Here is a 13,488-nt window from a genome sequence, read left to right as displayed (position 1 = left end):
TGAATTGGCACGGGTTAATAATTGATGCTGTAGCCTAAATAGTAATAGCGCTCGCCCGGATCCAGCGGTGATGCGCCTCTGGTAAAATTGGCCGGGGTTTCCTTATCGAGCAGGTTGTCGACCCCTACACTGAGCAGATGGTGATCGAAAAACCGGTAGTCCAGCTTGACGTCGACAACGTCAAAGGTGGAATTCACCGGGTCGGAGCCACGGGGCAGATTGGGATCCGAACCGTAGTAGTCGTGCAGCCAGCGATAATAGGCATGCAGGGCAAATCCGCCCATGCTGATCGTGCTGCCGATTTTAGCAGTGCTGCGCGCATAGCCGGTCAAGCGTTCGTCCGTGTCATCGTCTTTTTTATCAAGATATTCCCAGGATGCGCTGATTTGCCAGTTATCCAGAATATCTGCGTTCAGGGTCAACTCGACGCCCGAGATTTCCGCCTTGCTCACATTAACATACAGATATTCAGTTGTGCGTGCGCCGCTGGCGTCCGTGGATGTATCAGTGAGCTGCGCATCAATCAGATTTTTTAATTTGTTGAAATGGTAAACGCCTTCCATACTGAAGCGCTTGGCGCGGTAGCCGACGGCCGCTTCCAGGGTTTGGGATTCTTCCGGTTCGAGATCGGGATTGCCATAGATGATACTGGTGCTGCGACCGGCACTGCGCTCGAAATAGCTATACATACTGGTATAGGCGGGCGCTTTAAAAGCGGTGCCATAGCCGACACGTGCAGTATAATTACCCGGAGCCCATGAAAGGGAAATCTTTGGATTGAGGGCATCGCCGAAATCACTGTAGTGATCGTAACGGACACCGCCGACTAACGTCACGTCATTTACAATCTGCCACTGATCCTGCAGGAAACCATGGTAGACATCTCGATCGGGGCGCTCGGTAAGGATCGAAAGCTCGATCTGTTCGTGGCTGGCACCGGCCCCTAAACTGACAGTATGCCGATCGTTGTCAGCAAAAAGGGTCCATACCCCGTTGGCTTCATATTGGTCGTAATCGGTAAATTCCGGGCCGTCGGTTCGTTCGGATTCCGTATCTGCATTGCCGTAACCGATACTAAGATCAATGGTACTCTGTTGCCACGTCTGCCTATATTGGGCATCCAGTTGAATCCGGTCCTCCTTCTCGTAGGTGGCAGGATACCCCAGGTTGCTGCTGGAACTGATCCCTTCATCATCCTGGTTGCCGTATTCGGCATGCCAGCGCAGAAAGTGGCCGTCATTAACGGCATAGTCTCCGCTATAGGAGAAAAAAAGCCGCTCTTCATCCTTCAGGCTGGTGTAGGGCTGATCCTCTTCGATCCGGTAGTCGCCTCGGCGTTTAATCTCCGTTGACAGCCGGTGGTGGGTATTGCCAATGGCGCCCAGATTACCCGTTGCCCGGACAATGACTGTCTCCCGGTCCCCGTTTTGCGCCATCCCGCCAATGAGTTTGGCACTCAACGACTTCTCATCACCGGCTTTGCGAGTCACGATGTTGACGACGCCGGACATGGCATCCGACCCGTAAAGGGCGGACATGGGGCCACGCACGATTTCGATCCGCTCAATATCCTCCAACTGAATGCTGTTCAGATCTGTGGATCCGTATTTCCCGGTGCGACGCATGCCATTGACCAGAATGAGCGCCTGGCCGCTTTCGAATCCCCGGATGGTCAGACTGGAGGTACTGCCACTGTCGGTGACGAAAATACCGCCGGCCTGCTGCAGCACTTGAGAAAGACTGCGTCCGGAAAAGCTGTCGATCTTTTCCGCATCGATGATCTCGATTGTGGCTTGAACATCTTCGACCTTCTGTTCCGATCCGGGGGCCGTCACCGTGACGACGCCCAGCTGCTGGACGTTTTCCTTCGCCTGGCTTTCGGCGAAGGCCACCATTTCCCACGATGAGATACTCGCCATCACGATGATACTGAAAACAAACCATTTGCCGACCGTTTTGCTCATTTCAATCGCTTTCAATTCCAAGTTCTCCAGTTCCACTTTGAGCAGGCATCAGCCGACAGAAGGATTTTTAAGTAACCGAAAAAGAATCGTTTATTAAATCCATCTTTTTTGCGATGATCTGAGAAACAGGCCAACAAAAAAAGGCCACAAAGGTCCATCCCCGTTAAACAGGGTATGTAAACCTTCGTGGCCTAAGATTTCAGCTTGAGACGCTACTCTTAAAAATAATTCAGGGCAGTAAACCGAATCCGTTTATCAGTCTTCTGACTAATCGTAAATGAACTTCGTCTCCCTATCTGTCTGGTAGTAAAAAGTCAAGTATTTTTCTCTCCATCTATTTCTTGTCTTTCTTGACGGTGATGGTCGCAAAACAGTTTCCCTCGCTTTTGCGTGGGAATTCCGCGCAAATCGTTGTCGTTGTCAGCGAAGCGGTTGCCGTAATCGTTAACGAAACACTGAAAAGACGACAACGATTACGATTACGACAACGGAAAAGTAGGACCTCGGTTCCTCGTAGGTTGGATTGAGGAACGAAACCCAACAACATTATTCCCGACTGCCCGGTTAGTGTTGGGTTTCGCTTAAGCTCAACACAACCTACGCATTAATTATTCATCTGTTTTCGTCTGCATTTGGACGAGATCAATCAGAATCTGAGACAGATTGACCGCCCAAAACGATCCCGCGCGCGTAAGATGGAGCACCCCGTCGGCCATTCGGATCAGGCCTACCTTTTCCCACTGATCGACAACGGTGCCGGTTATGGAGAGAAGGTCGGTCTCATGCCGGGCCGATAGGGATTTAAGGTCACAGTAGCCCAACTCGATCTGGCAGCCGATTTCTTTAAGAAGCAGGTGATTCGCATCTCCGCTGTATCCCATGACAAGCGGTTTCTTGCCTGATTTTACCAATTGGACATAATTTTCTAAATCTCCTTCCAGAAAGAACATATATTTGCCCAGCCACCCACCGGCGCCGGCGCCCAAAGGAACGCATTCGCTATGGCCCCGGGATAAGGCATTATACAGACTTCGCTCGCGGGTATTGCGGGCCCAATGGGTGATGGACAACCGGCGTTGATGGGCGGCTGATAACCGGTCTACGCCGTATTGAAAAAAATCGGCCTGCTCCTTTAAGGTGGCGGGGCTGGGCAGGGTCTTGTTACGAACGGCGCTTTCCAGGGGGCCGCCGGAGAATATGTTGAGTTGATACAGGTCACAGCCGTCAATCTCCAGATCAAGATAGGTCTGAAGATCCTTATCCCAGATGTCCATGGTTTGACCGGGAAGGCCGTAAATCAGATCAATGATAATCGCAGCGGCACTTTGATCCCGCAGGTGGGTCAGCATTTGAATCAGTTTTTCTTCCGGCTCCCGCCTGCCAAGGGATTTGCGGACTGCGGTGTCAAATGTCTGCACGCCCAAGGAAAAGCGGTTAACCCCAGCAGTCAGGGCTGCCTGGATTTTGTCGTCACCAAAATCATGGAAGCGGCCCTCCAGGGTCAATTCACAATCATTGGCCAGTGGAAAATACGTCTTTACCCCATCGACCAGCCGGACAATATCACCGGCAGACAAGGCTGTGGGCGTGCCGCCCCCAAAATAAACGGCCTGAAACGGTGCGCGCTTTACAAACGGCTGCTCAGCCGTTCCCGCCATTTCCTTGAGCAGGGCATCAACGTATTGGCTTGCCTTTTCAGGCTTGTACGCGTTTTGATAAAATCCGCAAAACAGGCAATGACTCAAGCAAAAGGGGATGTGGATATAAATGGTGCGCATGGGCTGGCCCACATGATCTTCGGACATGACCTCGGACCAGCGTCGGTTAAGATCTTCAGTCGGCAGTGTTTTGTTGCGCGGCATGGCGTGTACGGCCAGTTTGCGGTCAAATGCCTCGTGGAGGGGATCGTCGGTTTGATTGGCCAAAAAAGACCGGTTGTCGGTCAAGTGCATGGTCTGACGGCGGTTCATGCCCACATTGAATCCGGACATGTTATCGTTGGACCGGTCCTCGCCTTTTGAGAACCGTCCCATCATTTTATCTTTTGCCTGTTGGACAATTTCAAGGGTAACCGTTCCCATTCCCTTGTCTTTTGCATAGGCCTCCACTGCCTTGCCAGCCATTTTTCGAACAAATGGGGGGACTTTCTCGATCGCTCGTTTTGCCTCCGGGGTCCAATCCATGGTTATTTTTTCCTCATCGCCGAGTTTTTGTTTTTTTATAGATATTTTTTTTCTCAGGCTTTTGCAACATTGATTAACTCGTAAAAAAGGCCTGACTCGTCATGCCGGACTTGATCCGGTATCCAGATTAGAAGTACAAGTTCACGCCGCCCCAGATCTGTTGACCTTGTTGATAGCGTGTATCGGAAAACTCTTGGTATTTTTTGTCAAACACATTGGTGGCATTAATAAAAATTTGACCGTGATTTAAAATATCCGCACCCAGACTCAAATCAGCGACAAAGAAGTTTTGGTTTTCCTCATCGCCCCTGGCCAGTAAGAGGCCATCCTCTGATGGAAATTGAACTGTGCCAGTGCGACATACCTTGCCCGCGGGTTACTCTGACTGCGGGAGTATAACGAAATACATCATCCAAGGTAACCGTCGCCGTTTTTTCAATCGCATCCGAGGTAATAACCGAAATGCTTGCCGGAACATCCTCGATCTTCTTTTCGCGCCTTGTGGCCGATACAACCATTTCATCTATCTGCATAACGTCTTGTTTGGACGCTTGCGCCGGTCTTAAACCGGGATTCATCAATACAGCCATTGTCAATACGGCTAGAACAAGCCTGAAGCACATTTTTATCCTCCTGCACTAATTCAATACTTCCCTTCTATGCGGGCCATGGTTTTTTCCACAAATTTCCAGACCTCAGCCTTGTTCATCAGTGTACGGTAGGGCACCTCGTGCACATCACGGTTGAGGATCTTTGTGTAAAAATGCATGAGCAGCGCGTGGTCTTTTTCAGATAACTTCTTCGGGCTGATTTCTCCGTGTAGGATATCAGCGTAAATGGGAGTAATATTTCCCAGGGCCTCCAGCAGCGGATTCAGGTATAGCCAGCCACCCCAAAACCTGCCTTTCATATAAACGCCGCGGGTATCCATACAAACAGCGAAGATTGCAATTTTTTTTCCTTCCAGTGCGGCCAGGTGGGTTTCTGCGTATTGGACAATGGTCTTATCCACATGCTCGTTGTAAACACCGCCACCAAGTAAAATAAATTCGTATTCATCTGGGTCGGGCGCATCATCAACATGAAAAAGCGCTACATCGTTTCCTGGCAGACGTTCGCTTATCCAGCGACCGATTTCCATTGTCGATCCATAGCGGGATGCACAAATAATTAATGTTTTCACTCAGCACCGACTTTCGCTTAAGGGTTAATCGTACCGACAAAAAAAGGCCACAAGATTACATCTCCTTTAAGAAAGAGATGTAACCTTCGTGGCCTTGGATTTTAGTTTGAAACGCTACTTTTTTAAAAACAATTGAGCAGTAAACTATATTTGCTTATCAGTCTTCTGGCTGACCATGAATGAGCTATTCCTCACTATCTGCTCAATAGTAAAAAGTCAAGTATTTTTCTACCATCTAATCCCTGGCTTTCTTCACTGTCAGGATCGCGAAAAAAAAGGCGATCACGCCGGCAACGAGAAGAATCAGATAATTCGACAGTTGCGGTGCCTCACCGAAAGCCGCCGAGCGGATGGCATCCGCGGCATGAGGCAACGGTAGTAAAATCAAAATCTTCTGTGCCCACACCGGCAGATGCTCGAGCGGGAAGAAGGTGCCGCCCAGAAACGCCATGGGCGTGATCACAAAACTAGTCATCATGGCCTGATCGGCGTGGGACTTGACGATCATGGCCAGGCCCACGGCAAGGGAGGCAAAGACAAAGGCATTGAGCACGAAGGCCAGCCACAACCAGCCGTTATAAGACAGCACAACCCCAAAAAGGGCGCCCAGGATCAAAATCACCAGCCCGGCCAGCAGCGCCCGGGTCATACCGGCCAACACTTCTCCTATCACATAGGCAATATTGCTGATGGGCGCAGCCTGAAACTCCTCGAAGATGTGCCAGTAAAAGCGGGCGATATTGATTTCACTGCCGATGGCAAAGGCCTGGGTCATACTGGCCATGGCGGCCAGTCCGGGAATCAGAAATTCGATGTAGGTGTGGCCCTCGATGGTGATGTTTTTACCCATGGCATAGCCAAAGGCAATCAGATAGAGCAGCGGGGAAACCGACCAGGCGCCGACCAGCCGGGAAAAACGCCACTTGAGGATCAACAGCTCTCGATAGTAAACCGCACTCCAGCCTCGTATCATTGTACTTTTTTTCCTGTCAGGTTTAGGAAGGCATCCTCCAGATTGACCCGGCGGATGGAGAACCCGTTCTGGTGCGTGGCCGCATGGGCTTTGGCTGCTTCCTGGGTCCCAAAATAGTCCGTCTGCATGTCGTCGCCTGCGAAGCGGTCCATGGCCCAATGGCCGATCGCGTCCATGAAGTTTTGCGGCGTATTCAGTGCGATGATCCGGCCTTCATCGATAAAGGCCACCCGCTGGGCCAGAAATTCCGCTTCTTCGATGTAGTGGGTGGTGAGAAAGATGGTGACGCCGTCCTGCTGAATTTTCTTGATCAGGGCCCAGAGCCGGCGTCGGATGGCGGCGTCCAATCCCACCGTGGGTTCATCCAGAAATAGAATCTGGGGCGCATGCAAAAGCGCCCGGGCGATCATCACGCGCCGTTTCATGCCGCCGGACAGTTTCTTGGCAGGTGTATGGCGTTTTTCGGTCAGCTCGATGTATCCCAGCAGTTCATCGATGCGTGGTTTGATGGCCTTACGCGGCATGTGGTGCAGCCGGCCGTGGACCATCAAATTCTCCTGGACGGTCAATTCACTGTCCAGGTTGATGTGCTGGGGCACCAGACCGAACTGCTTTTTGGCGGCCAGGGTCTGTTTTTCGATGTCATGGCCGCCCAGCGTGGCCGTGCCCCCGCTCAGGCGGGTCAGGCCGGTGAGAATCCGGATCGTGGTGGTTTTGCCTGCGCCGTTGGGGCCCAGGTAGGCGAACAGCTCGGCTTTGTTGACCGTTAAATCGATTCCGGATAGGGCGTTTACTTTGCCGTACGTCTTTTTTAGGTTGGTAATTTGGATCATGATTTCCCTATGTGGGGAGTGTTAAGTGTAAAGTTTTAAGTGTTAAGTGAAGGATGATGGTCGATTTTAATTTTTTCGATTACGATAACGAGCACCGCTTCGCTGAGCACGAGCACGATGGATTCGAGCAATGGGAAATCATGGCCTTTTTCGTGCTCGTGCTCGTGCGCGTAATCGTAATCGATTTTAAATTCACATGTATGCCGATGCTATCGCAATAGGCTTCTGGTCAAACGCTAACGCTCCTATGTCAAGAGTGTGCCCGGATCAGTGCCTCGATTTTGTCATAAGGGCAAACAATTTTTCGCCCCTATGGGTGATACATGTTTTGCCTCACTATGAAAAGCGTAAAGTAATAAGGGTTAAGGAGGAAATAAGAACCCTTTTTTAATCGTCAGAATTCCACAACCTAACACTTAAAACTTCACACTTAACACCATGATGCATTTCCCCACCAGTTACCGATCAGTGATCACTGATAACCGATTCTCATCCCACCGAGCGCTTCCGCAATGCCTGAACATTATCAGCAATCTCCATCAACGGCTGCCGGCGCACCCGGTGGGGCAGGGCCAGCTCGGCGGCATTGTCGATATCGGCTTTCTCCACCTCCTCCCGGCCGTTCCAGGCGGCCAGGGTCTTGGCGGTTTTGAGGATGATGATATCTCCCCGGTGGCCGTCCACACCGACCTCCAGGCAGCACTCGGCGATTTTGAAAAGCAATTCGCGGGCGATGGTCACCTTGGGATAGAGGTCGATGGCGCGCTCGATGCGCTCGACCACGATGCGCGACTCTTCTTCCCAGGCAGCGCCAAAAGACTCGGCGTCTTCGTCAAAGGCGGTCCGACGTTCCATGATGGCCACCCGGTCCTCGGCGTCCTGGATGCCTTCGATCTGCACGCACAGACCGAAGCGGTCCAGGAGCTGTGGCCGCAGTTCGCCTTCTTCCGGGTTCATGGTGCCCACCAGGGTAAAGCGTGCCGGGTGGGAAAAGCTCACGCCCTCCCGTTCGATGGTGTTGACCCCCATGGCAGCCGAGTCGAGAAGCACGTCCACCACGTGATCGTCCAGCAGGTTGACCTCGTCCACGTAAAGGATGCCCCGGTGGGCGGCGGCCAGAATGCCCGGTTCGACTTGTTTTTCTCCTTTTTTCAGGGCATGCTCCAGGTCCATGGTGCCCACCACGCGATCCTCGGTGGCGCCCACGGGCAGCTCCACCACCCGAATGCCGCGTGAGTCAATGGCCACCGATTCGTGATTCAATACGGAGCGGCTGCAGTCCATGCGCGAGCATTCTCGGCAAACGCCGTCGGCCTCACCTTTGGGAAGTTGAAACGGGCAATCTTTGACCACCGGAATGTTCGGCAGGATGCGGGCCAGGGCGCGCACGGCCGTGGATTTGGCGGTGCCTTTTTCTCCGCGGATCAATACCCCGGACAGGGTCGGGTTGATGATATTGAGGATCAGGGCCAGTTTCATCTTCTCTTGGCCAACGATGGCGGCAAACGGGTAGATCGGTTGGGTCTTCATAGGGCACTCTCCTTGGCAATGTTAATCAGGGTATCTGCTTTCAAGTCTTCAATCTGAAAATAATCGGCATCCATGGCCCCGGCCAGCTTGCGGGCCATGCCGAAGCGGACCAGACCGCGGCTTTCGGTATCCACAACGATGAAACGGATGCGGTCATCGGCGGCCAGACGCTCGGCCAGCATCACGGACTCGTCCAGCGGTTTGGCGTCTGTCAAGGCCATGTTGGACTTGCCGTCGGTGATCATGATCACGATCGGCCGGGCCGTAGGTTCCCGTAAAAGGATGTTGCGAAGCACTTCATAGGACTTGGCCAGGCCGGCGGAAAGGGGCGTGCGGCCACCCACGGGCAACTCCTTGAGCAAGGTGGCGGCTAGTTCGATGGAGGTGGTGGGCGGCAGGTTGACCACAGCCTGATCACGGCGGAAAGAGACCATGGCGATGCGGTCGCGCTTCTGATAGGCGTCTAACAGCAGGGACATGATGGCGCCCTTGGAGGCGGTCATACGACCCCGCGCCCCCATGGAACCACTGGCATCCACGAGAAAGAGCAGCACGTTGCCCACCCGTTTCTCGCGGATTTTCCCGCGGATATCCTCGGATTTGAGGTGCACGGCCAGACCATTGCCATTGCCGTTTTTGCGGCGTAGCTGGTAGGGTGCCGCGGCCCGCAGGGTGGCGTCCAGGGCGATGTCGCCGGATTTTTGGTCCATGGTGCTTTTCACGTAGCGGCCCTGCTTCTGGGCGATGCGGGTGCGCGAGCGTCGGCCTGATCCGCGCCGGAAGACGCGGTCCTTGGGCGAGGCGAATTTCTTGACCTTGAAGGTCTCGCCCACATCGAAGATTTGATCCATGGCGTTGTCCGGCCGGTTTTGCTCCTGGGGTTCGGCGTCGGCATCGTTTTCCTCGTCCTGCTCAGGCGGCGCGTTTTCCTCGGTGGGCGGGGCCTGGGCCTCCTGGGGCTCCTGCTCGTTTTCCTGTGGTGGCTCCTCTTGATTTTCCTGGTCCTCGTTCTGGTCGTTCTCCGGCGGGGGATCGTGTTCGTGATCATGCTCAGGGGGTGGCGGAGGCGGGGGCGGTGGTGCGGCATCGCGCTTTCTATGCAGCAATGCCATGGCCGATGCCTCACGGATATCGTCAACAGTCACCGTCAAACGGCCGCCCAGGGCGGCCAGGGCCCGGGCCGCCTGCTCCATGACCAGATCGGCCCGGTGACCGGCCACATGGTTTTCGGTGCAGATCTCGGCGATCAGGCCGCGCAAATGCGAGGGCAGGACCACCTGGGGCAAGAGATCCCGCCCGGCCAGGATCTGGCGGGCGACTACGGCGTTGTCCTTTTCGTAACGCAGCTGGAATCCCGATGGGTCGAGATCAAAGGCCTCCCGGCGGATCATCAGTTCGGTGCGCACGTCCGGCTCCTTTTCCGAGGCGGTCTCCACGCACAGGCCGAAGCGGTCCAATAGCTGGGGCCGCAGTTCACCTTCCTCGGGGTTCATCGTGCCCACCAGGATGAAACGCGAGGCATGGGTGATGGAAATGCCCTCACGCTCGACCCGGTTGCGGCCTGATGCCGCTGCATCCAGGATCACGTCCACGATGTGGTCGTCCAACAGGTTGACTTCATCAACGTACAGTATGCCCCGGTGGGCCATGGCCAGCACACCGGGAGAAAAACAGCGCATGCCGCTTTTGACGGCCTCATTGAAATCGATGCCGCCGGCCACGCGGTCCTCGGTGGCATTCAGCGGCAGGGTCACCACGCGGATGCGGCGTCTGTTGATGCGGTGCTCGGTTTTAACCTCCCGGCAGACATCGCACAGCTCATCAACCCTGTCCGGGTCGCAGCCGAACGGGCAGCCCTGTACCACGCGGATTTCCGGCAACAGATCGGCCAGGGCGCGCACGGCCGTGGATTTGGCCGTGCCTTTCTCGCCCCGGATCAGCACCCCGCCGATAGCCGGATTGATGGCATTCAGGATCAGGGCCTGTTTCAGGAGTGTCTGGCCCACGATGGCGGTAAAGGGGTAGATGGTGTTAGACATTTTCCTTTCCTCTATTTCTGCTGTTATTCAAGGATAATTTCACGAATCAACAGGACAACCGCATTTGGAACCGAAAATGCAAAAGCGTTGTCGCAGGCATGGCAAGCTCTTACGTCGCAAGCAGTGCAACGGTGACGATACGATAGGTCGTAGGAGCGGTCCATGGCCGCGAAAAAAAACGATCCAAATGGGATTGCCCTGCATTAGTTGCCTGCCAATATCGATAGTGCATTGATTGCAGACACGGCAAACGTCGTTCCGCCTCGGCGCCCTTGCATAAGTATGTAAGGGACATCGTATTCCTCGATCATTGCCTTGGATTCGATGACATTCACGAAACCCACCGGCATCGCTAGTATCAAAGCCGGCTTCACGTTCTCTTCTTTCATCAGACGGCATACTTCCCAAAGGGCTGAAGGTGCATTGCCGATGCCCACAATGCCGCCGTCGATTTTATCTTTAAGTATTCTCATGTTGAAAATTGATCGCGGTAAATGCATGGTCTTTGCCATGGCGGCAACGTCTTCATCTGCGATCTTGCAAAAGACATTTCCCTTTTCATACAACGGGTTGACTTTTTGCAGCCTGAACTTCGATATGCCCGATTTCATCATGCTGCTGTCAGTCACAATCGGCACTCCGGCCTTTAAGGCGTCTATTCCGGATTGCACCGGATCACCCGAAAACGTTAAAAGCTTCATGATCGAAAAATCAGCGGAGGCGTGAATCATTCTTTTCACGATCGGCCATTCTAATTTGCTGAATCCATGATCTCCAGCTTCCTTGTCAATCGTTGCCAGGCTTCGCCTTTCTACTTCTTCTCCGGGTATATTGGTGTAACTCATCAGCAACCTCTCATTTTCTTGTTAGATAATCTCAAAAAGTCATATTCATTCCGGCAACGAAACGCAGGCCATCGTCGGGATATCCATAATGATTCTCAAACTGTTCGTCGAAAAGGTTGTACAGGTTCAGGTAGGCTTCACATGCTGTTTTGCCCAGCTTGAACGGCTGGAGCAGTTTAAGGTCAACGGTGATATAGTCAGCAAGGGTCACTATCTCCACATCGTCGCTTTCGCTGTTGTTGCGTTCGTCCGTATACCGCAAGGTTGCCTCCAGGCGTGTATCCCAGACAGGAATCGTGTATTTGCCGGTGACTTTCACCGTGTTGCGGGGCGTGTAAGCCAGTTCCTGTTCGGTATCCTCGTTTTCAGAATTCTGCAGGATGTAGCTGAGATCCACGGACAGGCCCATGTCCCAGGCCTGCCTGGCGGTCAGTTCGATGCCGTGGCGCCAGGCCTTGTCGACGTTGACCGGAGCATAAATCAGATCCGCATCGCGGCGATAGACGATCAGGTCCCGGGTCTCGGTTCTGAACAAGGTGGTCTGGAACACCCGATCTTTACGCAGCCGGTATTCCAGTCCCAGGTCATAGGAGACGATCTTCTCCTCGTCCAGGTCCAGGTTGCCCCGTACCTGATCGATGGATCCGTGGCTGGGCTGGTAAAGCTGATTGAAGGTGGGCACGTTGACCGAATAGCCGGCATTGGCCTTGATGACCAGGCTCCTGGCCAGGGCCAGGCTCAGGCCTCCGGACAGCCCGGGATTGAGATCGAAATCGCTGGTATAATCGCCCCTGGCACCAATCGTGGCGGTGACCGGACACATATGACGGTCGATTTGGGCATGGATGTCGGCACTCGTGCGATGATGCTCACCGGACAGGGTGTGATCCACATCATCGTGCTCCAGGAGCCCGCCCAGACGCAAGGCCCACACCTCGTCGATATCCGACCAGGTGGTGTCGGCTTTCAAGCCGGCCTTGAAATCGGTAAGATCCGAGGTGAATCCGGATTGGGATTCATCCTTGAGGTCCAGGTGATCGGCATAGACGCCAATGGAATAATCACCGGTATCCTTGATCAGCCCTTGAACCTGGGCATCCAATGATCCTTTTGCATAGCGCTGGCGCGCGTCCGGCGTGGGATTATCGGTCGGGCCGGGTGAGCCTTGTTCGGACATATAATAACTGCCGTTGACTTCAAACCGGGGGGCGCTTTTGCCCCCCTGCTCCCAGTGCATGGAAACATCGCCCTTGTCCTTGTCTTCATTGGTGCGTTTGCCGTCCAGGTGGCCGCCGGCGGCGGTCAGCATCATACTGCCTCTGGCCAGGGACGCCGTATGGCTGATGGACGCATCGGCCTGGCCGAATGAACCGCCGTCCACTTTGAGCCGCGTGGTGCTCTTTTTTTTCTTGTCCGATGATGGGCTGAAATCGTAGGTGGTGATCAAAATCGCCCCTTCGCTGGCTCCCGGCCCCAACCAGACCGGCACGGGCGGCTTGAACACGGTGACCGATTTGACGATGTCGATGGGGATCGTGGACAGATCGGCGCCGCCATACTCGCTGGAATTGAGCGGGCGGCCGTTGAGCAATACCAGAACGCTCCCGGACTTGCCCGATCCCCTGATGGAGATCCGACTGCCGATCCCCGTCGACGGCCGTACCTCGACGCCGGGCATGCTGCCCAGGGTTTCCTCCACATTCAAAAAATTGCGCCGGGTGATCTCATCCCGGTTGATAGTGGTTACCTGTTCGGGATGATTGCGGACATAATCGTCCATCTTATCGGCCGTGACCGTGATGCTGTCCATGGTGATGGCTTGGGATTGCTCCTGGGCTTCAGCCTGATGGGCAAACGAAAAAGAATTGAGAACTCCAAGCAAGACGGCAACGATCAGCCCGATCCACATTGTGCGCAGTGTTTTTTTTCGTTTCATTT

At 54.0% G+C, this 13,488-nt stretch carries 10 protein-coding genes; all 10 read right to left on the bottom strand.

The genetic code is table 11. The annotated features are described in order from the left end of the window. Positions 1-14: 14 nt before the first annotated feature. The 10 genes from Dvar_RS33370 to Dvar_RS33325 all read right to left on the bottom strand — a co-directional run bounded on the left by Dvar_RS33370 (position 15) and on the right by Dvar_RS33325 (position 13,486). A complete protein-coding gene (locus tag Dvar_RS33370; RefSeq protein ID WP_419657452.1) occupies positions 15-1,979 on the bottom strand; it encodes a TonB-dependent receptor plug domain-containing protein in 1,965 nt (654 codons plus the stop codon). 593 nt (positions 1,980-2,572) lie between these two features. Further along, complete coding sequence (gene hutW / locus Dvar_RS33365; RefSeq protein WP_419657451.1) at positions 2,573-4,147, bottom strand: heme anaerobic degradation radical SAM methyltransferase ChuW/HutW; 1,575 nt, start codon at positions 4,145-4,147, stop codon at positions 2,573-2,575. 299 nt (positions 4,148-4,446) lie between these two features. Then, positions 4,447-4,770, bottom strand: a complete 324-nt coding sequence (locus tag Dvar_RS33360; RefSeq protein ID WP_419657450.1) for a TonB-dependent receptor plug domain-containing protein — start codon at positions 4,768-4,770, stop codon at positions 4,447-4,449. A gap of 20 nt (positions 4,771-4,790) precedes the next feature. Continuing rightward, positions 4,791-5,330: a flavodoxin domain-containing protein gene (locus Dvar_RS33355; RefSeq protein ID WP_419657449.1), complete on the bottom strand. Its 540-nt coding sequence runs from the start codon at positions 5,328-5,330 to the stop codon at positions 4,791-4,793. A 235-nt stretch (positions 5,331-5,565) separates the two neighbouring features. Next, on the bottom strand, positions 5,566-6,303 hold the full coding sequence (locus tag Dvar_RS33350; RefSeq protein ID WP_419657448.1) for an ABC transporter permease: 738 nt from the start codon (positions 6,301-6,303) through the stop codon (positions 5,566-5,568). Further along, positions 6,300-7,136, bottom strand: a complete 837-nt coding sequence (locus tag Dvar_RS33345) for an ABC transporter ATP-binding protein (protein WP_419657447.1) — start codon at positions 7,134-7,136, stop codon at positions 6,300-6,302. Before Dvar_RS33345 ends, Dvar_RS33350 begins: the two co-directional genes overlap by 4 nt. 489 nt (positions 7,137-7,625) lie before the next feature. Next, positions 7,626-8,666, bottom strand: coding sequence for an ATP-binding protein (locus tag Dvar_RS33340; RefSeq protein ID WP_419657446.1), 1,041 nt, complete (start codon positions 8,664-8,666; stop codon positions 7,626-7,628). Then, on the bottom strand, positions 8,663-10,705 hold the full coding sequence (locus tag Dvar_RS33335) for a putative cobaltochelatase (RefSeq protein ID WP_419657445.1): 2,043 nt from the start codon (positions 10,703-10,705) through the stop codon (positions 8,663-8,665). The genes Dvar_RS33340 and Dvar_RS33335 overlap by 4 nt, the downstream gene beginning before the upstream one ends. 203 nt (positions 10,706-10,908) lie before the next feature. Then, the gene (locus Dvar_RS33330) at positions 10,909-11,550 is read right to left on the bottom strand and encodes a precorrin-8X methylmutase (protein ID WP_419657444.1); all 642 of its coding nucleotides are present in this window, start codon (positions 11,548-11,550) and stop codon (positions 10,909-10,911) included. A 31-nt stretch (positions 11,551-11,581) separates the two neighbouring features. Then, positions 11,582-13,486: a TonB-dependent receptor plug domain-containing protein gene (locus Dvar_RS33325; RefSeq protein ID WP_419657443.1), complete on the bottom strand. Its 1,905-nt coding sequence runs from the start codon at positions 13,484-13,486 to the stop codon at positions 11,582-11,584. Positions 13,487-13,488 lie beyond the last annotated feature (2 nt).

Origin of the sequence: Desulfosarcina variabilis str. Montpellier, assembly GCF_048565275.1 — a bacterium.
In the GTDB taxonomy this organism is placed as follows: domain Bacteria; phylum Desulfobacterota; class Desulfobacteria; order Desulfobacterales; family Desulfosarcinaceae; genus Desulfosarcina; species Desulfosarcina variabilis.
The sequence above is the reverse complement of the archived record's forward strand: the minus strand, read 5'-3'. Positions and strand labels throughout refer to the sequence as shown.

What these genes read in the sequence shown, in the direction of transcription:
- hutW (WP_419657451.1), bottom strand. Translation starts at nt 4,147, where the DNA reads ATGGATTGGACCCCGGAGGCAAAACGAGCGATCGAGAAAGTCCCCCCA.
- Dvar_RS33360 (WP_419657450.1), bottom strand. Translation starts at nt 4,770, where the DNA reads ATGTGCTTCAGGCTTGTTCTAGCCGTATTGACAATGGCTGTATTGATG.
- Dvar_RS33350 (WP_419657448.1), bottom strand. Translation starts at nt 6,303, where the DNA reads ATGATACGAGGCTGGAGTGCGGTTTACTATCGAGAGCTGTTGATCCTC.
- Dvar_RS33345 (WP_419657447.1), bottom strand. Translation starts at nt 7,136, where the DNA reads ATGATCCAAATTACCAACCTAAAAAAGACGTACGGCAAAGTAAACGCC.
- Dvar_RS33340 (WP_419657446.1), bottom strand. Translation starts at nt 8,666, where the DNA reads ATGAAGACCCAACCGATCTACCCGTTTGCCGCCATCGTTGGCCAAGAG.
- Dvar_RS33335 (WP_419657445.1), bottom strand. Translation starts at nt 10,705, where the DNA reads ATGTCTAACACCATCTACCCCTTTACCGCCATCGTGGGCCAGACACTC.
- Dvar_RS33330 (WP_419657444.1), bottom strand. Translation starts at nt 11,550, where the DNA reads ATGAGTTACACCAATATACCCGGAGAAGAAGTAGAAAGGCGAAGCCTG.
- Dvar_RS33325 (WP_419657443.1), bottom strand. Translation starts at nt 13,486, where the DNA reads ATGAAACGAAAAAAAACACTGCGCACAATGTGGATCGGGCTGATCGTT.